General features: G+C 39.1%; 31 protein-coding genes. 11 read left to right on the top strand and 20 right to left on the bottom strand.

What is annotated here, in order from left to right; translation table 11 throughout:
• Positions 1-53 precede the first annotated feature (53 nt).
• From metG to ACLNCS_RS03690, 4 genes are all read right to left on the bottom strand, one after another.
• The gene (metG, locus tag ACLNCS_RS03705; RefSeq protein ID WP_004253089.1) at positions 54-2,051 is read right to left on the bottom strand and encodes a methionine--tRNA ligase; all 1,998 of its coding nucleotides are present in this window, start codon (positions 2,049-2,051) and stop codon (positions 54-56) included.
• A gap of 134 nt (positions 2,052-2,185) precedes the next feature.
• The gene (locus tag ACLNCS_RS03700) at positions 2,186-3,442 is read right to left on the bottom strand and encodes an ABC transporter permease (protein WP_004253087.1); all 1,257 of its coding nucleotides are present in this window, start codon (positions 3,440-3,442) and stop codon (positions 2,186-2,188) included.
• A 1-nt stretch (position 3,443) separates the two neighbouring features.
• On the bottom strand, positions 3,444-4,145 hold the full coding sequence (locus tag ACLNCS_RS03695) for an ABC transporter ATP-binding protein (protein WP_004253086.1): 702 nt from the start codon (positions 4,143-4,145) through the stop codon (positions 3,444-3,446).
• Complete coding sequence (locus tag ACLNCS_RS03690) at positions 4,129-5,316, bottom strand: efflux RND transporter periplasmic adaptor subunit (protein ID WP_424847250.1); 1,188 nt, start codon at positions 5,314-5,316, stop codon at positions 4,129-4,131. The genes ACLNCS_RS03695 and ACLNCS_RS03690 overlap by 17 nt, the downstream gene beginning before the upstream one ends.
• A 238-nt stretch (positions 5,317-5,554) precedes the next feature.
• Here ACLNCS_RS03690 and gor point away from each other — a divergent pair, with 238 nt between their 5' ends.
• Positions 5,555-6,901: a glutathione-disulfide reductase gene (gene gor / locus ACLNCS_RS03685; protein WP_424847248.1), complete on the top strand. Its 1,347-nt coding sequence runs from the start codon at positions 5,555-5,557 to the stop codon at positions 6,899-6,901.
• 140 nt (positions 6,902-7,041) lie between these two features.
• Positions 7,042-7,581, top strand: coding sequence for a biotin transporter BioY (locus ACLNCS_RS03680; protein WP_004253081.1), 540 nt, complete (start codon positions 7,042-7,044; stop codon positions 7,579-7,581).
• A 51-nt stretch (positions 7,582-7,632) separates the two neighbouring features.
• Here the strand turns inward: ACLNCS_RS03680 and ACLNCS_RS03675 are convergent, their stop codons facing one another.
• Positions 7,633-7,848 carry a YdbC family protein gene (locus ACLNCS_RS03675; RefSeq protein ID WP_004253080.1) on the bottom strand — a complete coding sequence of 72 codons (216 nt, stop codon included), beginning with the start codon at positions 7,846-7,848 and terminating at the stop codon, positions 7,633-7,635.
• Between the two features lie 92 nt (positions 7,849-7,940).
• Between ACLNCS_RS03675 and ACLNCS_RS03670 the strand changes: the two genes are divergently transcribed.
• Entirely contained in the window at positions 7,941-8,261 is a 321-nt protein-coding gene (locus tag ACLNCS_RS03670; protein WP_424847245.1) for a hypothetical protein, read from the top strand.
• Positions 8,262-8,290: 29 nt separating this feature from the next.
• Here the strand turns inward: ACLNCS_RS03670 and ACLNCS_RS03665 are convergent, their stop codons facing one another.
• The 7 genes from ACLNCS_RS03665 to rpsP form a co-directional block, all read right to left on the bottom strand.
• Positions 8,291-8,629, bottom strand: a complete 339-nt coding sequence (locus ACLNCS_RS03665) for an ATP cone domain-containing protein (RefSeq protein WP_004253071.1) — start codon at positions 8,627-8,629, stop codon at positions 8,291-8,293.
• Between the two features lie 12 nt (positions 8,630-8,641).
• On the bottom strand, positions 8,642-9,361 hold the full coding sequence (gene trmD / locus ACLNCS_RS03660; RefSeq protein ID WP_424847243.1) for a tRNA (guanosine(37)-N1)-methyltransferase TrmD: 720 nt from the start codon (positions 9,359-9,361) through the stop codon (positions 8,642-8,644).
• Positions 9,351-9,869, bottom strand: coding sequence for a ribosome maturation factor RimM (rimM, locus tag ACLNCS_RS03655; RefSeq protein WP_424847241.1), 519 nt, complete (start codon positions 9,867-9,869; stop codon positions 9,351-9,353). Before rimM ends, trmD begins: the two co-directional genes overlap by 11 nt.
• Before the next feature lie 36 nt (positions 9,870-9,905).
• Positions 9,906-10,688 (bottom strand): alpha/beta fold hydrolase, encoded by a 783-nt coding sequence (locus ACLNCS_RS03650; RefSeq protein WP_247921944.1) that lies wholly within the window; start codon positions 10,686-10,688, stop codon positions 9,906-9,908.
• Positions 10,689-10,784: 96 nt separating this feature from the next.
• Positions 10,785-11,117, bottom strand: coding sequence for a MazG nucleotide pyrophosphohydrolase domain-containing protein (locus ACLNCS_RS03645; RefSeq protein ID WP_070460904.1), 333 nt, complete (start codon positions 11,115-11,117; stop codon positions 10,785-10,787).
• Between the two features lie 42 nt (positions 11,118-11,159).
• Complete coding sequence (gene kphA, locus ACLNCS_RS03640; RefSeq protein WP_000379617.1) at positions 11,160-11,399, bottom strand: RNA-binding protein KphA; 240 nt, start codon at positions 11,397-11,399, stop codon at positions 11,160-11,162.
• A gap of 19 nt (positions 11,400-11,418) precedes the next feature.
• Positions 11,419-11,691 carry a 30S ribosomal protein S16 gene (rpsP, locus tag ACLNCS_RS03635; RefSeq protein ID WP_004253064.1) on the bottom strand — a complete coding sequence of 91 codons (273 nt, stop codon included), beginning with the start codon at positions 11,689-11,691 and terminating at the stop codon, positions 11,419-11,421.
• A 482-nt stretch (positions 11,692-12,173) separates the two neighbouring features.
• Here rpsP and ACLNCS_RS03630 point away from each other — a divergent pair, with 482 nt between their 5' ends.
• The 8 genes from ACLNCS_RS03630 (at position 12,174) to ACLNCS_RS03595 (ending at position 17,633) form a co-directional block, all read left to right on the top strand.
• Positions 12,174-12,770: a DUF3796 domain-containing protein gene (locus ACLNCS_RS03630; protein ID WP_254804249.1), complete on the top strand. Its 597-nt coding sequence runs from the start codon at positions 12,174-12,176 to the stop codon at positions 12,768-12,770.
• 2 nt (positions 12,771-12,772) lie between these two features.
• Complete coding sequence (locus tag ACLNCS_RS03625; RefSeq protein ID WP_042769224.1) at positions 12,773-12,997, top strand: helix-turn-helix transcriptional regulator; 225 nt, start codon at positions 12,773-12,775, stop codon at positions 12,995-12,997.
• Positions 12,998-13,259: 262 nt separating this feature from the next.
• A complete protein-coding gene (locus tag ACLNCS_RS03620) occupies positions 13,260-13,406 on the top strand; it encodes a hypothetical protein (protein WP_239682093.1) in 147 nt (48 codons plus the stop codon).
• A gap of 108 nt (positions 13,407-13,514) precedes the next feature.
• Positions 13,515-14,258 carry a DeoR/GlpR family DNA-binding transcription regulator gene (locus ACLNCS_RS03615; RefSeq protein ID WP_247921383.1) on the top strand — a complete coding sequence of 248 codons (744 nt, stop codon included), beginning with the start codon at positions 13,515-13,517 and terminating at the stop codon, positions 14,256-14,258.
• 16 nt (positions 14,259-14,274) lie between these two features.
• A complete protein-coding gene (locus ACLNCS_RS03610; protein ID WP_424847236.1) occupies positions 14,275-15,105 on the top strand; it encodes an HAD family hydrolase in 831 nt (276 codons plus the stop codon).
• Positions 15,106-15,158: 53 nt separating this feature from the next.
• Positions 15,159-15,965 carry a peptidylprolyl isomerase gene (locus ACLNCS_RS03605; RefSeq protein WP_424847234.1) on the top strand — a complete coding sequence of 269 codons (807 nt, stop codon included), beginning with the start codon at positions 15,159-15,161 and terminating at the stop codon, positions 15,963-15,965.
• A 27-nt stretch (positions 15,966-15,992) separates the two neighbouring features.
• Entirely contained in the window at positions 15,993-16,232 is a 240-nt protein-coding gene (locus tag ACLNCS_RS03600; protein ID WP_006145808.1) for a zinc-ribbon domain-containing protein, read from the top strand.
• A gap of 111 nt (positions 16,233-16,343) precedes the next feature.
• Positions 16,344-17,633 (top strand): hypothetical protein, encoded by a 1,290-nt coding sequence (locus ACLNCS_RS03595; RefSeq protein ID WP_424847231.1) that lies wholly within the window; start codon positions 16,344-16,346, stop codon positions 17,631-17,633.
• Positions 17,634-17,734: 101 nt separating this feature from the next.
• Here the strand turns inward: ACLNCS_RS03595 and ACLNCS_RS03590 are convergent, their stop codons facing one another.
• From ACLNCS_RS03590 to ACLNCS_RS03555, 8 genes are all read right to left on the bottom strand, one after another.
• Positions 17,735-19,276, bottom strand: coding sequence for an ABC-F family ATP-binding cassette domain-containing protein (locus ACLNCS_RS03590; RefSeq protein ID WP_036754176.1), 1,542 nt, complete (start codon positions 19,274-19,276; stop codon positions 17,735-17,737).
• A 1-nt stretch (position 19,277) separates the two neighbouring features.
• On the bottom strand, positions 19,278-19,751 hold the full coding sequence (locus tag ACLNCS_RS03585) for a VanZ family protein (RefSeq protein WP_036754173.1): 474 nt from the start codon (positions 19,749-19,751) through the stop codon (positions 19,278-19,280).
• Between the two features lies 1 nt (position 19,752).
• A complete protein-coding gene (gene rlmN / locus ACLNCS_RS03580) occupies positions 19,753-20,838 on the bottom strand; it encodes a 23S rRNA (adenine(2503)-C(2))-methyltransferase RlmN (protein WP_000804756.1) in 1,086 nt (361 codons plus the stop codon).
• A gap of 16 nt (positions 20,839-20,854) precedes the next feature.
• Positions 20,855-21,388 (bottom strand): YutD family protein, encoded by a 534-nt coding sequence (locus ACLNCS_RS03575; protein ID WP_006148789.1) that lies wholly within the window; start codon positions 21,386-21,388, stop codon positions 20,855-20,857.
• A gap of 163 nt (positions 21,389-21,551) precedes the next feature.
• Entirely contained in the window at positions 21,552-22,457 is a 906-nt protein-coding gene (gla, locus tag ACLNCS_RS03570) for an aquaglyceroporin Gla (RefSeq protein WP_424847228.1), read from the bottom strand.
• 158 nt (positions 22,458-22,615) lie between these two features.
• On the bottom strand, positions 22,616-23,782 hold the full coding sequence (locus ACLNCS_RS03565; protein WP_414310169.1) for an ATP-grasp domain-containing protein: 1,167 nt from the start codon (positions 23,780-23,782) through the stop codon (positions 22,616-22,618).
• Positions 23,783-23,794: 12 nt separating this feature from the next.
• Complete coding sequence (locus ACLNCS_RS03560) at positions 23,795-24,535, bottom strand: esterase family protein (protein ID WP_178894804.1); 741 nt, start codon at positions 24,533-24,535, stop codon at positions 23,795-23,797.
• 21 nt (positions 24,536-24,556) lie between these two features.
• A complete protein-coding gene (locus tag ACLNCS_RS03555) occupies positions 24,557-25,381 on the bottom strand; it encodes an alpha/beta hydrolase (RefSeq protein ID WP_424847225.1) in 825 nt (274 codons plus the stop codon).
• Positions 25,382-25,490: the final 109 nt, after the last annotated feature.

Raw genomic sequence — 25,490 nt, 5'->3', positions numbered from 1 at the left:
AACTGATACCTTACAAAAGAAAAGAACCAGTTTAAACTGGTTCTTTTTAAATCTTAGCCAATCACACTTCCGTTTGGTACAGCTTGATCAACTGTTAGAAGGGTTAATTTTCCATCATGTTCAGCTGAGAGAATCATCCCTTGGCTGACATATTTTTTCATCATTTTACGTGGTTTGAGGTTGGCAACGATTTGTACTTTCTTACCGACCAATTCTTGTTCGTTTTGATAGTATTTTGCAATACCAGAAAGGATTTGACGGTCTTCACCATCTCCAGCATCCAAGCGGAATTGAAGCAACTTATCAGAACCTTCTACTTTAGAAACTTCTTTTACTTCAGCAACACGAATTTCAACCTTGTCAAAGTCTTCAAACTTGATTTCTTCCTTGTTTAGTTTGAGTTCGACTTCATCTGGATTCCATTCTTTTTCGACTGCTGGCTTGTTGCCTTCCATTTGTTCCTTGATATAAGCGATTTCTTCTTCCATATCCAGACGTGGGAAGATTGGTGTTCCTTTGGCAACTACGGATACACCTGCAGGGAAATCAGCCAAGCTCAAGTTCTCAAGGCTAGAAACTTCTGCTAGACCAAGTTGTGTCAAGACTGCACGACTGGTTTCCATCATAAATGGCTCAATCAAGTGAGCTACGACACGAAGGCTAGCTGCCAAGTGACTCATCACACTTGCCAATTGGTCACGGTGAGCTTCATCCTTAGCCAGTACCCATGGAGCTGTCTCATCGATGTATTTATTAGTACGTGAGATAAGAGTCCAGACTGCTTCAAGTGCACGTGGATAGTCAACTGCTTCCATGTAGGTATTGTAGTCAGCAATTGATTGTTCTGCCACTTGAGCAAGTTCATTGTCAAAGTCTGTTACACCTTCTACATAGGCAGGGATTTGACCATCAAAGTACTTGTTAATCATTGAAACCGTACGGTTGAGGAGGTTTCCAAGGTCGTTTGCCAATTCATAGTTGATACGACCTACATAGTCCTCTGGAGTGAAGGTGCCATCTGAACCAACTGGAAGGCTACGCATGAGGTAGTAACGAAGTGGATCGAGACCATAGCGCTCTACCAACATTTCAGGATAAACGACATTCCCTTTAGACTTAGACATCTTGCCGTCTTTCATGACAAACCAACCGTGGGCAATCAAACGGTCAGGCAATTTAACATCCAACATCATAAGAAGGATTGGCCAGTAGATGGAGTGGAAACGAAGGATGTCTTTCCCAACCATATGGAAGACTGTTCCATTCCAGAACTTATCAAAGTTACCATGTTCATCTTGACCATAACCAAGAGCTGTCGCATAGTTAAGAAGTGCATCGATCCAAACGTAGACGACGTGTTTCGGATTTGATGGGACTGGTACACCCCAGGTAAAGGTTGTACGAGATACTGCTAAGTCTTCCAAACCTGGCTCAATGAAGTTACGCAACATTTCATTAAGGCGACCATCTGGAGTGATGAAGTCAGGATGTGATTTGAAAAATTCGACCAAGCGATCTTGGTATTTGCTGAGGCGAAGGAAATAAGACTCTTCTGAAACCCATTCAACCTCGTGACCTGATGGAGCGATACCACCCGTCACATTTCCATCTTCATCACGGAAAACTTCCGCAAGTTGGCTTTCTGTAAAGAATTCCTCATCGGATACTGAGTACCAGCCAGAGTATTCACCTAAGTAGATGTCATCTTGAGCTAGCAAGCGTTCAAAAACTTGTGCTACTACTTTTTCATGGTAGTCATCTGTGGTACGGATGAATTTATCGTATGAGATATCAAGCAATTTCCAGAGTTCTTTAACTCCAACTGCCATTCCGTCAACATAGGCTTGAGGCGTGATGCCAGCTTCTTCTGCTTTTTGTTGAATCTTTTGACCATGCTCATCAAGACCAGTCAGATAAAAGACATCGTAGCCCATCAGGCGTTTGTAACGTGCTAGGACATCACATGCGATAGTTGTGTAGGCAGAACCGATATGAAGTTTACCAGATGGATAGTAAATCGGTGTTGTAATATAAAAATTCTTTTCAGACATAATATCTCCTTTCCAGGCTAATGAAACCTGTTTTTCTAACACTTCATTATACCACATTTTTAGTGATTTTCGATAGAGAAATCCATACAAAAACAAGACAGACAAATGTCTATCTCGTTTTTTTATCTTTTAAATTATTCATAGCGAAGAGCTTCGATTGGATCAAGCTTAGAGGCTTTGTTGGCTGGTAGAACACCGAATATCATACCGATACTAGCTGAGACAGCTAAACTAAAGAGAGCGATTGGGATGGATACACCAACTTCGATTCCTGCAATCAAGTTTTGAAGAAGAACCCCTGCAAGCATAGTCACCCCTGCAGCAAGCAGTAGACCAACGAATCCACCTAATAAGGTTAAAATCATGGATTCAATCAAAAACTGAACTAGGATATTACCCCGAGTTGCTCCTAGTGCTTTCCGTAAACCAATCTCACGGGTACGCTCTGTCACAGAAACAAGCATAATGTTCATAACACCAGTACCACCAACAAAGAGGGAAATCCCTGCAATAGCACTAATAATCGTTGTTATGAAGCCAAAGAGTTGTTGAACTTCTTGGAAGGCAGCAGACGCATCTGCAACTTGATATTCCCCTTGTTGAAGACCTGCAATCTCTGTCATTCTTCTTGCCAACTCTGGACCCAAAGTCTGAGTCAAGCTCGTATCGTTAACACGGAAGACAATATTTGAAATCTCGTCTGTGTTAAAATTAGCTGCCAAGGAAATATTGGTAGTGATTGGTAGTCCTCCAACACCAAATGCTTTGGCTGCCTTGGCTTCCTTACTTGCGTAAACACCAATAACACGGTAACTGATTTCATTTACTTCAACAATTTGGTTGAGGGCTTCTTTTGCAGAACCAAAAAGGCTATTGGCAAGCTCTTCATCTAAAATGATCACACTTGCAAAATCTTTATAATCTTGTGCTTTAAGTCCACGACCTGCAATAATTTCATTTTCGACCGCATCCATATAGGTGACATTCCCACCCGTCATGTTAGCGTGTTCGACCTTTTTATCCTTATAAGTCAAGGTCACATTGGCTGAGTTGGTTACATAGTAGCTGTCCACACCTTTTAGTTTGGCAGCTTCTTTAACCCAAGATTCTTGAGGTTTTGGTGGTTCAACAAAATCTTCTTGACCGCCAGACAAGGTCAGTGCAGATTGTCTTTGTGTAAAGGAACCGTCCTTACTCTTGGTAGGTGAGAAAAAGACATGGATGTCTTTTTGAGACTTGGTCATGTTTTTATTGACCTGACGAGACATAGAGTCACCCAAGGCCATGATCACGACAACTGAGGAAACACCGATGATAATCCCAATCATGGTCAGGAAGGAACGCATCTTGTGGGCCAAAATGGATGAAAAGGCAAATTTCAGATTCTGCATCTTAGTTTTCCTCCTTTTCTACTTGAGCACTGTCAGACGAAATGATACCGTCACGGATGACAATCTGACGCTTGGCATAGGCGGCAATTTCAGGCTCATGCGTTACCATAATGATGGTTTTTCCTTCTTTGTTCAATTCAACTAAGAGTTGCATGATCTGATTACCCGTTTTGGTATCCAGAGCTCCAGTTGGCTCATCAGCCAAGATAATAGATGGATTGTTGACAAGAGCTCGTGCAATGGCAACCCTTTGTTTCTGCCCCCCAGACAACTCCGATGGCAAGTGATGGCTACGCTCAGTCAGTTCAACCTTTTCCAGATACTCTTCTGCTAATTTGCGACGTTTTGAAGCTGAAACTCCCGCATAAATCAAGGGAAGTTCGACATTCTGGAGAGCATTCATTTTGGACAAGAGAAAGAATTGCTGAAAGACAAAGCCAATCTCTTGATTTCGCACCTTGGCTAATTGTTTTTCACCCAAACCAGCTACTTCTTTTCCATCTAGAAAATACTGACCACTTGTAGGGGTATCCAACATACCGATGGTATTCATGAGGGTGGACTTACCAGAACCAGATGGTCCCATGATAGCCACGAATTCTCCCTCGTGAACTTCAAGGTTAATGTCTTTGAGAACTTGAAGCTCTTGATCACCATTTCGATAACTACGGCAGATATTTTTGAGGCTAATTAGTTGCTTCATCAGTCTTCACCTCTTTTCCTTCTTGCAAGGAAGCTGTCGGATTACTGATGACTTTTGCTCCATCTGTCAGACCAGATGTGATTTCTTGGTTTTCTGCATCTGCATTGCCCAATCCAACTTCAACTTTTTTGGCCTTTTGATTTTCATCAAGAATCCAAACATAGTTTTTATCTTCTTCCATGACGATACTTGTAATAGGAACAAGCAATGCTTTACTCATGCTTTTCACTTCGACACTGACAGTAAAACCTTGTTTCAGATCACCAATTTCACTAGTTACATCGACCGTATATGGGTATTTAGAACCTGTGTTTGAACCAGCTAAGCTACTACTTGCTTCACTACTGTTCTTTGGATAATTTGAAATATAGCTAATCTTACCATTCCAAGTTTTATCTGGATAAACCTTTGAAGTAAAGGTAACCTCTTGGCCGACAGATAGATTAGCAAGGTTGTACTCAGAAAGTTCTCCCTTGACCTGCAAGTTGTCGTTACTAACGATATGTACCAATACTTGGCTATTTCCTGTTGGAGATTTTGAAACATTGCGATTAACTTCAACAACCGTACCTTCTACTGTACTCAAAACTGTAGCGGCATCCAACTGTGCTTGAGCTTTTTCAAGTTGCGCTGCCGCGTCTGCACGAACATCACGCGCATCACTGATTTGTGAATCGATAGAAGATGTAGCTGATGTAGAAGATTGTGCTTGGGTTTGGTTCGTAGCGCCTTCAATCCCAGCTTGAGGGAGCACAGGTGTTGCTGCAGCAGTATTTCGAGCCTCATTCAATTCATTGATATGACGGTCAGCTTTCGCAACTGCACGACTGGCAACATCATAGGCAGCCTGAGCTTCAGTACTACTATACTTAACAAGAGCTTGGCCTTCACTTACCTTATCTCCGACAGAGACCGAAACCTCATCCAAGTCACCTTTACTAGCATCATAATAAACATATTGCTCATTTTGAGCTGTTACGGTACCAGATAAGAGAACCGATGAAGCCACTGATCCCTCTTTGGCAAGAACGATTTTTGCAGTTTCATCTTGTGTTGCAGCTTGATTTGGTTGTCTCAATAGAAGGACAGCAGCTGCTCCTACTACAAGAACTGACGTAACTCCTATAGCTGTAAATAGGGGCCATTTTTTAGCTTTTGACTTCTTTTTCATATCATACCTCTTTTATAAACATATATTAAGATTATAGCACAAGTCCTAAAAATGGACAATTGCTTTCTGACCATCCAAAAATAATTGCCAAATCTTTTATTGTTGTGTTAGTTATATAATACAACTTCTTTTTTATTTTTGCAAGCATTTTCTTAAGAAATTTAAGCGTAGCAGATTTTTGCATTGACTTTCAAAAAAAGATAGAATATGACTAGAAAACAACTAAAGGAGCTTTCTTATGAGAGAATATGATATTATCGCAATCGGAGGAGGTAGCGGGGGAATTGCTACCATGAATCGTGCTGGTGAACATGGTGCTAAGGCGGCAGTTATTGAGGAAAAGAAATTAGGTGGAACTTGTGTCAACCTCGGCTGTGTCCCTAAAAAAATCATGTGGTATGGAGCCCAAATTGCAGAGAGTATCCACAAATATGGACCTGACTATGGATTCACAAATACTGGGAACGAATTTGATTATGCAACTCTTCGTAAGAATCGTGAAGCCTATATTGACCGTGCTCGTTCTTCTTACGATGGAAGCTTCAAGCGTAACGGGGTTGATTTGATTGAAGGACGTGCCGAGTTTGTCGATGCTCATACTGTCAGCGTTAATGGTGAGTTGATCCACGCTAAGCATATTGTGATTGCGACTGGAGCTCATCCTCATATTCCTGCTATTCCTGGTGCTGAACTAGGTGGTAGCTCAGATGATGTCTTCGCCTGGGAAGAGTTGCCTGAATCCGTAGCTATTCTAGGTGCTGGTTACATTGCTGTCGAATTGGCTGGTGTACTCCATACACTTGGTGTTCAGACTGATTTATTTGTCCGTCGTGAACGTCCGCTACGTGGATTTGATAGCTATATCGTTGAGAGTCTAGTTCAGGAAATGGAAAATACAGGACTAAACCTCCACACCCATAAGGTTCCAGCAAAACTTGAAAAAACCGAAGAAGGTATTACCATTCATTTCGAAGATGGCAGCACTCATACTGCCAGTCAAGTTATCTGGGCAACTGGTCGCCGTCCAAACGTTGAAGGACTCAATCTGGAAAAAGCAGGCGTTACCCTCAATGAACGCGGCTTTATCCAGGTTGATGAATACCAGAACACAGTCGTTAACGGTATCTACGCTCTTGGAGATGTCACAGGTGAAAAGGAACTAACTCCTGTTGCTATCAAGGCAGGTCGTACCCTATCCGAGAGACTTTTCAACGGTAAAACCAATGCTAAAATGGACTACACGACTATTCCCACTGTAGTTTTCTCACACCCAGCAATCGGAACAGTCGGTCTGACTGAGGAAGAAGCTATCAAAGAGTACGGCCAAGAAAACGTTAAAGTCTATACTTCAAAATTTGCATCTATGTATTCTGCCGTTACTAGTCACCGTCAAGAAGCTCGCTTCAAGCTCGTAACAGCTAGTGCAGACGAAAAGGTTGTTGGTCTTCATGGTATCGGCTATGGCGTTGATGAAATGATTCAAGGTTTCGCAGTTGCTATCAAGATGGGAGCTACAAAAGCTGACTTTGATGCTACTGTCGCTATCCACCCAACTGGCTCCGAAGAATTTGTAACCATGCGTTAAAAGAAAAGAGAGACCCCTTGGTCTCTTTTTTACTCTAAATCGGCCGTTACAAATTTGTAACCTTTTATTTTAAAATAGGTTGACATTTATATCTCATTCAGTATAATAGTTACTATAATTTATAGAAGAGGTTAACTATTTTGAAAAAAGCACACATTTACGCTATCCCAGCTATCGGGGCTGCACTGATTGCAGTATTGGCCCAAATTAGTATGCCAATTGGTCCAGTTCCTTTCACTCTGCAAAACTTTGCTATTGGACTCATCGCTACTGTTTTTAGACCAAGGGAAGCTGTTCTCTCTGTCGGACTCTATCTCTTACTTGGAGCTATCGGCCTTCCGGTCTTTGCTAACGGTGGAGCTGGATTTCATGTTTTAGTTGGACCAAGTGCTGGTTATCTTTGGTTCGACCTTGTCTATGCAGGGCTTGCTTCCTATCTCATTCACACCAATAGTGGTGTCCTACGTATTTTCTTTGCAAATCTCTTGGGAGATTCACTTGTTTTTGTCGGTGGTATTCTCAGTCTCCACTTCTTAGCTGGAATGCCTTTTGATAAAGCACTGGCTGTCGGTGTTATTCCCTTTATCATACCTGATCTTGCTAAAATTGTAGCCATTAGCTTCATCAGCCGACCACTACTCCAACGTCTTCGTACACAAGCTTATTTTTCAAGCAAATAAAAGAGGCCGGGATTTTCCCTAGCCTCTTTTTAGTTAATCTTAGATGAACGTTTATTGATTCTTAAAAGCATCCACCATGATTTGAAATTCTTCATTTGAGAGGGTAATTCCTTTCCCCATCTTGGTGTGGTCAGGACTCCAGCTACGAATGTCAAACTTCGCTGGTGCACCATTAAAGCTGACACGATTGATTTCTTTGGTCCATCCTTTTTCATTTTCAGATAGAGTAAGCAAGTGTTCTTCAATTTCAAATGTAAATTCTGCCATGTTTTTCTCCTTTTTGTTCTCAATTGATTATTCGAAAAATCTTGTAGATTTCATAAAATTTTTATATAATGATGTAAAGAAGGGAGGCCGGAATGAAAGATTTATTAAAACAGGCTTTGCAAAAAGTCCATGATTTTGTCAATGGACATGAAGATTCCATTCCTGAAAAAAGCGATCCCCTCATTGCTAGACTTGAAGAAGCCTTAGCTAAAAAAACAGCTGTACACATCATTTTTGCTGAGTTAAGTTTTACAGGCGATATTATCAAGTATGATACTGACCGCCAACAAATTATCGTTAAAAATTTCGCCAAAAACGTAAGCCGTATTATTCGAGTGTCGGATATTCGAAGAGTAACTTTCGTTCCTTCTACTATCCAAACGGCCCAAAAAAGAAGATTTAAGAAAGAGTGAGATGAGTTATTCATCTCACTCTTTTTATCTTAGCGAATTTGTTCAAAATGAAGGTGAACAGCGATGTGGTCGCCATAACCACTTCTCTCCAAATCACGTTGCAAACGATAAGAGATATAGTGTTCTGCGATTGTAATGTAGCCAGCACCAAGTAAGCGGTGCTCAACCATTGATTGAATCATACTGATAGTCGCACGTTCTACTTTTGCTTCTTCTAAATCCAACACAACTTTTTTAGTAACTTGAGCTAGGTTTTGGCGCAAATCGTCAGTCAAAACATAGACTGTCTGAGCCGCCTTAAGGATAGCTTGGTAGATTTTATCTGGATCAAAATCAGCGACTTGTCCATCACGTTTAATTACTTGCATAGTTTTCTCCTTTTAATTGTTATTTTCTTTAATTTCTGCTAACATTTTCTCTTCTTCTGCTGTTAGTTCATACTCTTCCAGCAAATCAGGTCTACGTTGGTAGGTTTTCTTGAGGCTCTCATAGAGTCGCCATTGACGTATGTTTTCATGGTGTCCACTCATAAGAACATCTGGAACTAGCATTCCACGATAATCGTAAGGTCTTGTGTACTGAGGATATTCCAAGAGTCCTGATGAAAAGCTATCATCTTGGTGACTTGCTTCCTTCCCAATAACTTCTGGAATCAAGCGAACAGTCGCATCAATCATGGTCATCGCTGCTAGTTCTCCACCGGTCAAGACATAATCTCCAAGAGATATCTCATCGGTTACCAAGGTCTTAATACGCTCATCATAGCCTTCGTAGTGACCACAGACGAAGATAAGCTCTTCTTCTTGCGCCAAATCCTCCGCATAAGTCTGGTCAAACTGCTTCCCAGCAGGGTCTAAGAGGATCACGCGAGGGTTCTTTTTTTCAATCGCATCAAAGGCGTCAAAGATGGGTTGCGCTCGAAGGAGCATCCCTTGACCACCTCCATAAGGTTCATCATCCACATGACGAGCCTTTTCAGCGTAGTCACGAAAATTATGATAGTGGATATCTAAGAGTCCTTTTTCACGAGCCTTGCCAACGATGGAATGTTCTAAGGGTGTGAACATTTCTGGAAAGAGAGTTAAAATATCAATCTTCATCGTCTAACCCTTCTAAGAGTTCAACATCCACACGATTATTAGGAATATCTATATTAAGAACTACAGGCGGGATATAAGGTAAGAGTAGGTCTCGTTTGCCTTTTCGTTTGACTACCCAGACATCATTGGCGCCTGGCTGAAGGATTTCCTTGATAGTTCCAATCAAGTTATCTCCCTCATAGACTTCTAAACCGATAATCTCGTGGTAGTAAAACTCACCATCATCGAGGTCATTGAGATTCTCCTCAGCAACCTTCAAACTGTAACCCTTGTATTTTTCGATATCATTGATATGGTACATATCCTTAAACTTGATGATATCGAAGTTTTTTTGTTTACGGTGGCTTGCAATGACCACTGTACGCACAAACTGATCTTTTTCATCAAATAAGGCAAGCTCTGCCCCTTTTTTAAAGCGTTCTTCAGTAAAATCTGTCACTGACAAGACCCGCATTTCACCCTGCAAACCTTGCGTATTGACGATTTTCCCAACGTTAAAGTAGTTCATCTTGTCTCCTGTAATTTCCTTATCTCCATTTTCTTCTTACAATTTTTTAATAATATCTACAATTTTCTCTGATTCAGACCACTGTAAATAATGGTGATTCCCTCCTAAAATGAGTTTGGTACTGGAAGTCCAATATTCTGATTCTCTGTACTCTTTTTCTCTATAAGCCTGACAAAAAATAAATACAGGGATACGATCTGCTATTGACATATCCTCAAAATCTTCCTCGGTGATCTCAACAGATACCTGAAACTCTGGATCTTGATGTTCCAACTCTGAGCCTTTTTCTTGCATTAATTTCCAAATTTCTTTGTTAGTTTCAGGGCTAAATGTGGCTTGAATTAAGTTCTTAAAATAAAGTTCAGGACCGAATTCTTCAATCAGTCTCATCTGCTCTTCCATTTCTGGATAAGGATTTTCTGAAAAATCAGCAAACATTACTTTTTTAGTTGTTGGTTCAATCGCTACTAAGGCCCGACACTTAATTGGTTTGTTGAGTAATTTGCAAGCTACAATTCCACTCAAACTATGTACACAAAGTATATATTCAGAAATCTCCAACTCTTCAAGTACTTCATAAACCGCATCTGTAAGATTATCTAGATTTTTTCCAGCTTGGTTATAAATCAGACTCCTACCTGTGTTTGGAAAATCAATTGTCAAATAACCAATTGTGGGAGGAAGTTTTTCAAGTATAAGTGAAAAATTTTCATAACTAGGTAGCAAACCTGCGCCACTTAAACAAACTAGCACTTTCTTTTGCTTTTGATAAGTAACAGAGAGACTACCAATTTCTGTAGATACTTCAAACCTCTTCATAAAGAAACCACTCATTCTATACAATGATTTATTATATACCCTTACCCTTTATTTTATCACGTTCCAGGGATTTTCACAAGTTGGAGAAAAGAGCAACTATGGATGGTTTCCTGCTAAGAAGCCTTCCAAATCTTGTTCATGTTGATACTTGATGGCTGCCTTTTTGTCTTTTTCAAAAATGGTCTTCGTTAGGTCGATATGGTTGATAGCTGCAATTGCCACTGTGTAGTGAATGATATCTGCCAACTCCTTTGCCAATTCCTCGTTTGAATCTTGGACACCCTCTTTTCTACCTGAACGTCCATTTAAAACCTCAGCGACTTCTCCAACTTCTTCCACTAGTTTGATAAAAAGTCCTTCTTCTGTTCTAGATTGTTGGTAATGATCAAGTAAGTATTCCTCTAGTTGTCTAACTGTTAAATCTCTCATTCCTTCTCCTTGCAAAAAAAGCGAGACCATGTCCCGCTTTTCTTATTTTTCGTCAATAACGATTCTTACTTTTTTGTCTTCAGTTGGGACAGAGTAGACAATCGTTCTTATCGCAGAAATAGTGCGACCCTTACGACCGATTACACGACCCACATCGCTTTGGTCAAGATCCAAATGATACTCCAAAAATTCTGGTGTATCTTCAATCTTGATAGTTAAGGCATCTGGTTGTGAAATCAAAGGTTTCACAATTGCAATAATGAGATTTTCAATTGTATCCATCTGTCAACCTACTTTAAACTTATTTTGAGAATTTAGAATCGTGGAATTTCTTCAATACGCCTTCTTTTGAAAGGATGTTGCGAACTGTATCTGAAGGTTGAGCTCCATCAGCCAACCATGCAAGAATACGGTCTTCTTTCAAAGTTACTTGGTTTTCTTCAACAAGTGGGTTGTAAGTTCCAACTGTTTCGATGAAACGTCCGTCACGTGGTGAACGTGAATCTGCTACGTTAATACGGTAGAAAGGTTTTTTCTTAGAACCCATACGAGTCAAACGGATTTTAACTGCCATTTTTAATATCTCTTTTCTTTTATTTTTTAGTTCGGTGAAATAGCTAAGCTATTTAGCACATGTTCTATTATAGCAGATTTCTGAGAGGTGTCAAGAAAAAAACTTGACAGAGTTTAAAATTTTTAAATTTTTTAGACTAATAGGGATAAATTAGAAAGAAAAAATTAACTTCTACACCTACAAACCTTATTCTGACAGACTTTATAACAGTCTAAGAAAAAAAGCAGAGATTCATACAGTATCTAGATTTTCCAAAAATTCTTTATCATCAAATATTATTAACAAAACTATCCAAACCAAATCCGATGCATTGGTTCAAAGAGTTCTTTAGTTGTTTGACTAGCGAGGTCTTTAATTAAAAAATTTTTTCAAATAATTGCCACATTGATACATAAAATTCTTGCTTTCTAAAATTAAGTGTGATATATTTATAACATAACATTCAAATGTTATATATTTATAACACAAAAAAGGAGTCTATCATGAAAAAAAGTCAAAAAATGCGTGGCCTCATTGCAATGATTGCCGTAGCTCTCTTTATTGATTTTATTGTTTTATTTGGTTCTAATCTTAGTTGGGAACCCAAGTTAGTTATTGTTGGTATTTCAGCGTTAGGTCAGATTGTAGCTATTTGGAGCTGGCTACATATGAAACCACGGCCTCATAAGAGTCAGAAAGATAAGGGGAAGATTATTTTTGACTTGTCTGCAAAGCTTTACTCGATACTTATTTTTGCAGCTAGCATTTTTTATACAGTAGGGATTTGGCTTGCGACCCCAAGCGTAAGTTCTGGTATTAAAGAATGGATTTTGGGAATTGGCCTCGTTATTGAAGTGATTGTATTTGGCTTTTTCTGTTTGAAAAATGTCAAGGAAACTCCGGACGAACGCTTTTATGCTAATTTAGCCAAGGCAGCTAGCTTGATGTTTGTTTTTATACTAGGCGCACTGATGATCCTAGCAGTTATCATTGGGTATATGGGGTCTCTCACTCTTTACATGGGCCAGATCTTTATTAGCATAGCTGTCTTGATTTGCATCTTTGCAGTTGTCTATGTTATCTTAGAACGTAGAGGATAAGCATGGCCAAAGAAAGCAATATTATTACTAATCTCAAATCTGTTCGTGAGTCCACAGGCATGACCCAGCAGGAGTTAGCCGACCTCATCGGCATGCGACGCGAGACAATTCTGCACTTGGAAAATAACCGTTACAATCCTTCACTGGAAATGGCTCTTAAAATTGCTCAAGTTTTTAATCTGAAAGTAGAAGACCTCTTTGAACTCAGACAGAAAGAGGAAGCATAATTCTTTTCGAGACCTATCATTAAGTTCATTGCTTCATTAGGAATTGAAGCCGAAAGAATAAATCCTTAGAAAATATACTCTTTTAAAATATAGTAATTCTTATGGCATTGACGCACCAAAACACTTAGAAACACTTGTTGAAAAAGACTATGCTACAATTGAAACAGCCTTTGACTCGCTTAACCATCTAAATGCTACCATAAAAAAGAATATTCTTAAAAAGAAGGGGGTTACTGGGCTCTACAAAATGAAGGCTTCTGACTTGAATCAAGCACTTCATGATCATATTTCAGAAGAGGAATTAACTAACTGCTTTTCGATTCGTGGCTATAAACTAACTCCAAAAGGTGAACAAGCTCTCAAAGACCATCAAGCAATCATTGACCGCCATCCTAAAAAGAATCTTTAATCAACCGAAGCTGGTTGATTTTTTTAATGCAAAAACACTTACAAATCATTATAATTATTGACAATCACTTACAAAAGAGGTATATTAGTATTAAAAGGGGGATTTCCTATGTACCAAGAACAACGATTAGAAGAAATCATTAAACTTTTAGAGGATAGAGGAAGTCTATCAGCAAAAGAAATGGTTGACCATTTCCATGTTTCTAAAGATACCATCCGTAGAGATTTTGCTATTCTCGCAAAGGAGAAACGAGCAAAAAGAACTCATGGAGGTTTATTGCCAATAAAAAAACAAGTAATTCTTGGTTTTCAAGGTCGAGCAGAACAGTCTTCTAAAGAAAAAGCGAAAATTGCTCATTTAGCTACCCAACTCATTTCCGATTCACAACTGATATTCTTTGATGTTTCAACCACTATACTTGAGTTAGCAAAAATTATAGATAAAAAAGTTACTATTTTCAGTCATTCATTAGATAACGCACTTATCTTAGGAAATAATGAAAATGTCGATTTTCATATTCTCGGTGGAAAATTTCATAGACAGAATCGTTTTTATTATTCACTAGAAGAATCCAATACTTTAGAGGGAATTAGATTTGATGTAGCATTTTTTGGCGCTGCTAGTCTTTCAGACGGGCAAGTTAGCTTTGAGGATCAAGAAGATGTTCTCATGAAAAAAAGAGCATTTAAAACAAGTAAAATTCGCGTCTTGTTAGCTGAAGCCAGCAAGATAAACAAACACTCTCATTATATTCTTTCCGAACTTACTGATTTTGATTATTGGATTACAGATAAAGAGCCTGATGTAGAAATACAAGAATCTTTAGATGGTAGAACAACTATTCTATTTTAATAAAAAGGAGAAACATATGTCAGTAATAAAGTTAATCATGAGTGATATTGACGGCACTATTTTGGATAAAAATCACCAATTAGATTCTCATTTACTAGAACTGATGCCACTTTTAAAACAAAGTGACATCCCTTTTGTTCTAGCTTCTGCTCGCTCTCCTCTTGGTATAGCGCCAATTTCGGAAGAACTGGGGATTACAAGTTTTCCAATTGCAAGTTATAATGGTGCTCTCATTAGTACAGGAGATAAAATTCTGAGTCAGCATTCTATTGATAAAAGCGAATTGCTCTTACTTCATGACTTCTTAAAAAAAGAATTCCCGACAGTTTCTATCAATGTTTATTCTGGAAAAGATTGGCTTGTGAATACTATTGATGAATGGGTAGAAAGTGAAGCACAGATTACTGGAGAAAGCCCAAAAGTTACATCTTTAGCAGATTTTATAAAAGACGAGAAAACTCTTGTTCATAAACTTTTACTAATAGATAACGCATCTACTATCCAGAAACTTAAAGAGACATTAGCAACCATGGATTTCCCTCAAACCGACTTCTATCTCTCTAAAGATAACTATCTAGAAGTTACACATAATCAAGTATCCAAAAAACAAGCTTTATTAGAATTAGCCAAGTATTATCAACTTTCACTTTCTGAAATTATGACTATTGGAGATAATTATAATGATATTCCAATGATTGAGACTTCTGGACTTGGTGTTGCAATGGGAAACGCACCTAAAGATGTCAAAACTTGCGCAAATACAGTAACAGATTCTAATGATCAAAATGGTGTAAGTAAGGCCATAAAATTGTATGTACTATCGGAATCATCACAATTGAATATTTGAAATCCACTTCTTTTTAGGGTACAATGGAAAAAATGATTTTTGAGAGGATTAACATGAAAAAATTAGCTACACTACTACTCATTTCAACTTTTGCTCTTGGTGGATGTACAAGCATCCAACGTGCACTTCGTGGTGATGATTACGTAGATTCTAAGATTGCTACTGAAGAAAGTTCTAAAGCCGCTACTCAAGCAGAAAAAGATTTGAAAGACGCCTTAACAAATGAAAATGCTAACTTCCCTCAACTTTCTAAGGAAGTAGCTGAAGACGAAGCTGAAGCTATCATTCACACAAGTCTGGGTGATATTCGTATCAAACTTTTTCCAAAGCTAGCCCCTCTTGCAGTTGAAAACTTCCTTACTCATGCTAAAGAAGGTTACTACAATGGTGTGACTTTCCACCGCGTAATCGATGGATTTATGGTACAAACTGGGGATCCTAAGGGAGATGGAACAGGTGGTGAATCTATCTGGCATGATAAGGATAAAACCAAGGACAAGGGAACAGGTTTCAAAAACGAAATTTCTCCATATCTCTATAATATCCGCGGTGCTCTATCTATGGCCAATACTGGTCAACCAAACTCAAATGGTAGCCAGTTCTTCATCAACCAAAGTACAACAGACTATTCAGCTAAACTTCCTACAAATAGCTATCCTAAGAAAATTATCCAAGCCTACAAAGAAGGTGGAAATCCTACTCTCGATGGGAAACACCCAGTCTTTGGTCAAGTGATTGATGGGATGGATGTAGTAGATAAAATTGCCAAGGCTGAAAAAGACGAAAAAGATAAACCAACTACTGCTATTACCATCGACAGTATCGAAATTGTTAAAGACTACGATTTCAGTAAACAATAAACTCATTAACTTTAAGGAGATGTTAAAATGCTTTTACTTTGGGGTTCAAAAGGCTATCAAAAAGTGCTCGGACATACTCAAACTACTATTGATTGTGGGCACTGTAACAATGTAGGCACTTGGGAAATTACAGAAACCGGACGTAAGTTTACTCTTTACTGGATTCCACTCTTTCCTTACGGTAAAACATATTTTGTTTCTTGCCCTATTTGTCATTACGGTAAAGAAATTCAAAAGTCTGAGATTGAACAATATCTAAACTATTAATAAAAGATAGGTCATGTGCCTATCTTTTTTTATTTACACTTCCATGTAAACGCTCTATTTTCTAATTCAAATATGATATAATTTAGTCAATAGTAACGAGGAGGTTCTCCTATGAAACCCTATAAGATAAATATATTCCGGCTTGGTTTACTCTTACCTTCGTATTTAATCTTTAATGTTGTTTATTCGATTACATATGATTCCGGAGGTTTTGCTTTTATAATCTTGTGGCCGGCATTTTTCGCATCATATGCTGGAATAGTGCTAGGAAATATTTTTATTTTTAGAGATATTTCAAAATTAAAAGCCTCCTTTGAAGATAATGAGTTGATTCAAAAGACATGTACAATACAGTTAATTCTAGCTACAATTGGATTTTTCATGCAAATAATAGGTTTTAAGGGTGCTCCACTTAATTACATTGATAATTATCCACTACTAGTTAGCGCTAGTATTGTGTACTCTATCGTTCTCCTTATCGGTATTTATCAGACGATCAAGTTAGGGCAAGTGAAAGATATTTCGGCAAAACTTGGTTTTGTCTTTGCTGTTACGGTAATTTTATACACTTGCCTAGGACTGATCACAGCCACTTCCTCCTCAATTAAAAATACTACTCCTTCTTTCGCTGAAGAATTTCAATCACTTGGACTTAAGGGAAAGGTTGAGGTAGTTGATAAACACAGAGAGATTGAAGCATTTTATGGAACTGCCTACAAGCTAACATATACAGAAAATTTATCCGATGGAACTATTTTAAAAGAAACTACTACTGCAAAAATTCATGGAAAGGATGGAGAACATTTATCAAATTTCTTTCTTCCTTCAGGAACAGATCTCGAAACACTTCTTAATGACAAAGAAAAGGCACTGTTTCACACTGTCAAACAAGACGAATTCAGTTTCTTGCTAGATGTATACAAAGAAAGACCAAATCTACAACAAGAAGAAAATAGTATCAAAAATGCTACTGCTGACAAAATAAATAAGCTTTTTGATACACCAGGAAAAATTGCTTCTAGTTTTGAATTTAGAAAATATCCTATAGAAAACTACTATGTTGCAATGATTAAGCAGGCTGTCAGCAATCGAGAAAAAGGGGATTCTGACGCAGCTGGTTTTTATAATATTACAACAAAAGACCTTATGAAAAACAAAGGTCTTACTCTCGATTTTGATTTTAACCTTTCGAAAATCAAGGTAGAAAATGGTAGTCCTGTGGAGACCTTAAAGGAAAAAATCTTATCTTTACCAAAAAATTCATTTTTCGATGGAATCTATAACATCAGTTGTTCCTATGATGAAAATGGAATAAAAAAGAAAGTTACTTGCCCGTTTGTTGTTGAAGATGGTGTGGGACACTTTGAAGAGGATGTAATCGAAGGAAATCAAACAAATTAGTTATTTTTGATACAAAAACTAGGAGATAGCTGTACGATTTCTTCTAGTTGCAACCCTCGTAAAAAAGCCAAGTCTAAATGACTTGGCTTTTTTATGACTATTTATGTTAACTCATTGAAATCCCAGATTTGATCCATCCATCCTTCATAGAAGTCTGGTTCATGGCAAACCATGAGGATAGAACCCTTGTATTCTTTCAGAGCACGTTTGAGTTCGTCCTTGGCATCCACATCCAAGTGGTTGGTAGGCTCGTCAAGAACAAGGACATTGTTCTCACGGTTCATCAAGAGACAGAAACGAACCTTGGCTTGCTCTCCACCTGAAAGAACTTGAATTTGACTTTCGATATGTTTAGTCGTCAAACCACAACGGGCAAGGGCTGCACGAACTTCAGCTTGGTTAAGTGCAGGAAAGGCATTCCAGACCGCTTCTAGAGGTGTTTGGCGATTGCCACCTTCCACTTCCTGTTCAAAGTAGCCGAGTTCTAGGTAGTCCCCACGTTCAACCTCCCCAGCAATTGGTGGAATAATTCCCAAAAGAGATTTCAAAAGGGTTGTTTTCCCGATACCATTGGCACCGATAATGGCAACCTTTTGATTGCGCTCAAAGGTGAGGTTTAAGGGTTTAGTAAGAGGACGGTCATATCCAATCTGCAAGTCCTTGGCTTGGAAAATAAAGCGACCAGGTGTACGAGCTGTTTTGAAATCAAAGGACGGCTTTGGTTTCTCACTTTGAAGTTCGATAATGTCCATCTTATCCAATTTCTTCTGGCGAGACATGGCCATATTTCGAGTTGCAACACGAGCTTTATTACGGGCCACGAAATCCTTGAGATCCGCAATTTCTTTCTGTTGACGCTCATAGGCTGCTTCCAACTGTGATTTCTTCATGGCATAGACTTCTTGGAACTGGTAGTAATCTCCAGAGTAGCGTGTCAACTGTTGATTTTCCACATGGTAGACGATATTGATCACATCATTGAGGAATGGAATATCGTGCGAAATGAGAACAAAGGCATTCTCATAGTTCTGCAGATAACGCTTGAGCCAGTCAATATGTTCGGCATCGAGATAGTTGGTTGGCTCGTCCAAAAGCAAGATATCTGGCTTTTCAAGAAGGAGTTTGGCTAAGAGAACCTTGGTTCTTTGTCCACCAGATAAGGCTGTTACATCTGTATCCATACCATAATCCATGACACCAAGAGCACGCGCGACTTCGTCAATCTTGGCATCCAAGGTATAGAAATCACGACTTTCCAAACGGTCTTGAAGTTCTCCAACTTCTTCCATCAATGCATCAATATCAGCGCCCTCTTCTGCCATTTCCATGTAGAGATCATTGATACGAGCTTCGGCTTTGAATAATTCGTCAAAAGCTGTACGAAGAACGTCACGAACAGTTTGGCCTTCTTTGAGCACCGCATGCTGATCTAGGTAGCCAGCTGTCACATACTTAGACCATTCCACCTTACCTTCATCAGGTAACATTTTACCAGTTACGATGCTCATAAAGGTTGATTTCCCTTCACCATTAGCACCGACCAGACCGATATGTTCACCTTTTAAAAGACGGAAGGATACGTCTTCAAAAATCGCACGATCACCAAAACCGTGACTTAAATTTTTTACTTCTAAGATACTCATTCTAATTCCTTATCTTGTTTCTATGTAGTAGTTTATAAAGGACCCAAGCCAGGTAGCCACCTAAAGTATTGGTCCATAAATCATCAATCTCAAATACCCGGTTAAAATCAAAGAAAAAGTCTAAAACTAGCTGTGTGCACTCGATGCTTAAGCTCAATAAAAAGCTAAACAAAATTACTTTCTTCGTTTTTCTTAGAGCAGGTATAAGATAGAGAAGCTGGAAAATTAATGGGAAAAGCAAGAGGATATTTAAGGCATTTTGCAAAAAAATCCAAAAGAGCTGTAAAAAGCTGGTTACTTCACCCAGTTTCCAAAAAGAGTTAAAAGGCGTCAAAAGAAAAACCAGGCGTCCAAAAGTTTGAATACCTGGAGTTTCCACTCCTGTAGGAAGTTGAGGCTGAGGAGTAAAGCAAAAACAGACGATACAAAGACTGTATAGAAACACTCCAAAGCCTAGTAATGTTTTTCGATTCATCTTATGGATTTACTTCAGCTACTGCTTTTTGGCGATCACGTTTCATGGTATTTGAACGCAATTGTCCACATGCTGCATCGATATCAGTACCATGTTCCTGACGAACAACACAGTTGATTCCTTTCTTCTTGAGCGTATCATAGAAGGCCATGACACGCTCTTTGGGACTACGGCTATACTGGTCATGTTCACTAACTGGGTTGTAAGGAATCAAGTTAACATATGACAATTTCTTGATATTCTTAAGCAATTCTGCCAACTCAAGCGCTTGTTCGACTCCATCATTGACTTCATTGAGCATGATGTACTCAAAAGTCACTCGGCGGTTAGTTGTCTCGATGTAATACTCAATAGCTGCAAAGAGTTTTTCAATTGGGAAAGCACGGTTAATCTTCATGATGCTTGAACGAAGTTCGTTGTTTGGCGCATGAAGTGAGACAGCAAGGTTAACCTGTACACCTTCATTAGCAAACTCACGGATTTTGTGAGCCAAACCTGAAGTTGATACAGTAATATGGCGAGCACCGATAGCCATCCCCTTATCGTCATTGATGGTACGGATAAAGTTCAAAACGTTATTGTAGTTGTCAAATGGTTCTCCAATCCCCATAACAACGATATGGCTAACACGTTCATCTTGTCCACGTTCGTCAAAATATTTTTGAACCAACATAATCTGGGCAACGATTTCCCCGTTATTGAGGTCACGTTGCTTCTTGATCAAACCTGATGCACAGAAGGTACAACCGATATTGCATCCTACTTGAGTTGTTACACAGACTGACAAACCATAATGTTGACGCATTAGAACTGTCTCAATCAGCATCCCATCTGGCAATTCAAAGAGATATTTAACTGTCCCGTCAGCTGACTCTTGAACGATGCGTTGTTTCAAAGGATTGACTACAAATTGATCATTGAGTTTGGCAATCAAATCCTTAGACAAGTTAGTCATTTCTTCAAATGTCTGAACACGTTTACGGTAAAGCCATTCCCAGATTTGATCCGCTCGGAATTTCTTTTCTCCTTGCTCTAAGACCCATTCTTGCATTCCTTGACGAGTTAAACTATAAATCGACGGTTTCATCTTTTCTCCTTATTTTCTAGTCTTTCTTACGGATGACGAAATGACGTTGTCCCTTTTCTTCATTCTGAGGTTTCTGTTCTTTACGACGACGTCTATTTCTCTTGTCCGTATGATTTCTTTTCTTATTTTGAGAAGACTTTTTCCCTTTACGGTTGTCTTTCTCTTCTTCTTTCTTGCGCATTTTTTGGTCAAATGGTGCTCGTTTAGGAGTCTCATTTTCTAAGACAAAGTAGGCACAACCATAGCTACAATACTCGAGTAGGTAATCTTGTAAACGACTGATTTTCTCCAAGGATTCTTCAGCTCGTTCATTTTTGTAGAATCCTCGCAAGCGCAACTGTTCATTACTCCAGTCCCCTACAATATAATCATACTTGTTTAGAACTTCCGAAAAGCGTTGAGTAAAAGCTGTTGCATCAAAGGCTTCCTTACTATTTTCAACCAAGTTGAAGGTGAATCCTTCAGCCTCGACTTTATCTCCAGATAGATGAAATTCTGGACCAGGGAATTTATTGTAATTGTATAATTCAGGTGCAATTTCTTTACGCATAATATTCCTTTTTAACGTTTACTTAATACTCTATTTTACCATATTTTTGCCATATTTACATCTTTTGATTTAAAATGAAAAAAGTCTGACGATTTCACTCTTTAATTCTAAAAGACACAACTGTACTAAAAAGAAAAAACTGGGAAAACCCAGTTTTTAAATATTATAGGTAAAGTAATTTGAAAAGTGCTACAGCGGCAATAGCAGCAGCAATCGGTGCAACTACTGGTACCCAAGCATACCACCATTTTGAATCACCCTTGTGTTCACCAAGGATTGATTTAGGAAGTACTGCGTGAAGAAGACGTGGTCCAAAGTCACGAGCTGGGTTCAAACCTGGTCCTGTAGGTCCACCAAGTGATGTAACCAAGGCCATTACTAGGAAACCAAGAGCCAAGTGCGCGATACCAAGACCCGGTGACAAGAATGGAGCCACTTGAGTTTTTGCTTGTTCAAGATATGTAGCCACTTGTTCTTGAGGAATTGTTTGACCTTGAGCAGTCGCTTGTGCCACTTGTTCATTAATCAATGCTTGAGCTTTTGTAACTAACTCAGCACCAAAGAAGTTCTTTGTTAAACCAAGTGCTGCAAAGAAAAGAACAAATGATCCAATAAACTCATTGATAAATCCGTTCACAGTTGCTGCATAACGTGATTCTTTTGTTCCGTGGTCGATACTTGAAATTGTTGAGAAAGTTCCCAAGATGTTATTTGGATTTTCTGTCTTCAAGTAGTAAGGACGGTGAGTCGCAACAACCAAGGCTTGTCCGAAGATTGCTCCCAAAACTTGTGCGATGATGTATTGGGCTACTTGTGACCAAGGGAAGAGACCGCTAACTGCAAGTCCAAGAGTGAAGGCTGGGTTGATATGGTTACCAGAAACGTTACCAAACATCAAAGCTGGGATCATAACCCCCATACCGTAACCAACAGCGATAACGAGCCAGCCACTTTGGTGGCCTTTCGTACCTTTAAGTTCAACGTTGGCAACTGCACCATTACCCAAGATAATCAAGATAGCTGTTCCCAAAAATTCAGTGGCATATTTGACTGCCCATGTGAAATCCATTGATAGATTCTCCTTAATATTTTTTAGACAATCCCTATTCTATCAATTTTTAAACCTTTTAGCAACAGATTTTCTAAAAGAATCCAAGGGGAAAACGCTTTTATTTCAAGTCTACAAAAAAGACCTAACAAACATCCTTTGTTAAGTCCTAATTTCGATTATTCTTGACGCTGACCAAAATCCTTAATCATCTGCTCCATTTCCTCACGACTTGGTGTCGTAAGCATATAGAGATAGTCTCCTTGCAATTCAGCAAAGGCTGCCGGCATGATTTTCTTTACTTTGAACTGTTGACCATATTTAGCGAGCAAGTCTTCTTCTGAATAAACATAGTTAGCATTGGCGCGACGAGATGTTGCTAAGCAATACTGGGTTTCAAACGGAGACTCTGGGAATGCTTCACCTGCAACGATAGCTGCATAGCCCTTGTACAAATCTAAAGAATGAGCATAGTTATAGACATCAATAGTGAAGCCACCCGCTGGACGGTTATTGTACTCAATGGCAATATAATCATCACCCTCACGGAAGAACTCGATATGGAAGAAACGTTCTTTCATACCAAATTCCTTGACAATAGCCTCACCATACTTGCGAAGTTTCGGATCCATATCTTTAAGAACATAGTATGAATTGTCCATCTTGTAAATCATGAGATCAAGGGGTGTATGGGCATAGTCAAAGGTAGTTGAAAAGACAATATTCCCATCTCTATCTACCAAACCATCGAAGGTACAGATTTCACTAGAGGTAACAAATTTTTCAAAGAAATAAACTGTTGAATGGTCCCATTCAGCCTTAAAGTGGTTTACATCATCTTCTGTTTCTAGTTTGAAAGTTGCGGCTGCCCCAACTCCATTATCAGGTTTGGCAATCATGGGAAGACCGATTTCTTTCACAGCTTTGTCAACATCTGCTTCTGTTTCAATGACAGCACCTGGAACGACTGGTACCCCAGCTTTTTGGAAGAGTTTTTTCATCTCAGACTTGAACTTGGTCTTCTTGAGATCTTCTGGTTTGGCACCAAAAACATTGAACTGTTCACGAAGGGCAGCATCCAACTCTAGCCAGTATTCATTGTGTGATTCAATGCGGTCAATTGGACCATGCTTATAGAAAAGAAAGGCAACTGCTCGTTTAACCTCATCGATATTTTCAAGATTATCAACTCGGAAGTACTCCGTCAAGCTATTGCGTAATGGTTCATCTAGTTGTTCGTAGGGTTCTTGCCCAATCCCTAGAACTGTGATTCCTTTATTGGCTAGCTCAATACTAAATTGCTGAAAATTTTGTGGGTAATAGGGTGAAATTACAAGATAATTCATAAGCAACTCCTTTTATAGACTCATATGACCGAGGAAATAAGGCATTTGTTTGCGCCACCATTCCCAGTCATGGGCAACATCGTGCCCCCATTCTGCAAACCAGGCAGGAATTTGTTTTTGGTCAAAAGCTTCTTTTAACTTGTAGTAAGAAGGCAGGCCATCCTGTTCCCAAGCACCTAGACCAGTACAAACAATAATCTCAGCCTGACGGTAACGATCGATAAACCAACCATCATTTTGATTCCAGATATAGTCTACTGGTGAATTTTGATAGATAGCATCATCGTTGTAGTAATCTCCAACAAAGAAACGAGCATCATAGACACCACTGAGGGCGATAACCTTGGTAAAGACATCTGGATGCTGCAGGAAAAAGTTAAGTGCATGATAAGCTCCCATAGAGCAACCTGTTGTCATCATACCGTCAAACCAGCCTGTCTTGTGCTTGATAAAAGGAATAGCTTCTTCAATCACATATCGTTCATAGGCACGGTGCATCTCAGCTTGATCATGACTATTTTTCCAAGTCGCAAGCCAGCTCTCACTATCTACACTTGAAAGTGTAAAGAACTGCACGCGACCTTCTTCAATAAAGGATGCACAAGCATTAATCATGCCAAAATCATAGTATTCATTGTGGCTACCACCTGAAGAAGCAAAGACAACAACTGGGATGCCTCCATGTCCGTATCGATTGACATACATTTCACGGTTAAGATGACCACTCCAGTGGCTAAGATGTTCAATATGCATATCCTGTCTCCTTTATACTATTTACCAATTTTCTGCAAAAAAGCGTAAGCAAGCTGGAAGATTTTCTGCCCATGGAATTTCATGGTGAATGGCTCCAGCCTGAACCTTGAGAGAGAGATTTTCCAACTCAACTCCTCCTGCTATCAAATCATGATAATAGCGAAGAGAAGAGTCAATATAGGCCTGCTTGATATTGCCAGCCATAAGGGTCTTATCCGTGTCATCCGCCTCTTCCGTTCCAACATAGATGAAGACACGCTGGTCAGGTAATAGCTTTTTACGCTCCATATAGCGATCAAAGGCCTCTTGGTGAAGCCAGTTAGCTGATGAGAACACTCCCAAACACCCAATCTGATCCTGATACTCCAAGCCAATAAACTGGGTAATGTTGCCGCCTAGAGAAGAACCAACCATAGCAGTATGCTTGCGGTCTGATTTTGTACGATAGTTTTCATCAATAAAGGGTTTGACCACTTCAATGACAAACTCAGCGTACTCGACTCCCTTTCCACCAAACTGTTGACCGGGAATATTAGACTCTTGGAATTTCCATGCAGCATACTCATTCATCCGTCCTAGACCATCATTATCTATGGCCACTACAATCATACGGCTGATATCTGGATTCCGTTTAATGGTAGGAATGATCTTCCATGAATGACCGACATAAGATTCTTTACTGTAAAAGACATTTTGACCATCATGGAAATAGACAACCGGATAAGTTCGATCCGTGTCTTTCTCGTAATTTTTCGGGAGGAGAACACGTACACGGCGCTCCTTGCCTGTGTATGGAACCTTGAGTTTATGCTCTCGCATTTTCAGGTAAAAGTAGGATTGATTCATTGTCAGAAAACTCTCTATATTCAAAATTTTACCTAATTATATCATAAAAATAGAAAAAAAGTCAGTTTCCGTCCAAATTTAGGACAATAAACTAACTTTTTTACTTATT

This window comes from Streptococcus sp. CL9.43 (assembly GCF_049737935.1).
GTDB lineage: Bacteria > Bacillota > Bacilli > Lactobacillales > Streptococcaceae > Streptococcus > Streptococcus infantis_I.
This window is presented reverse-complemented; position numbering and strand designations above follow the sequence as displayed.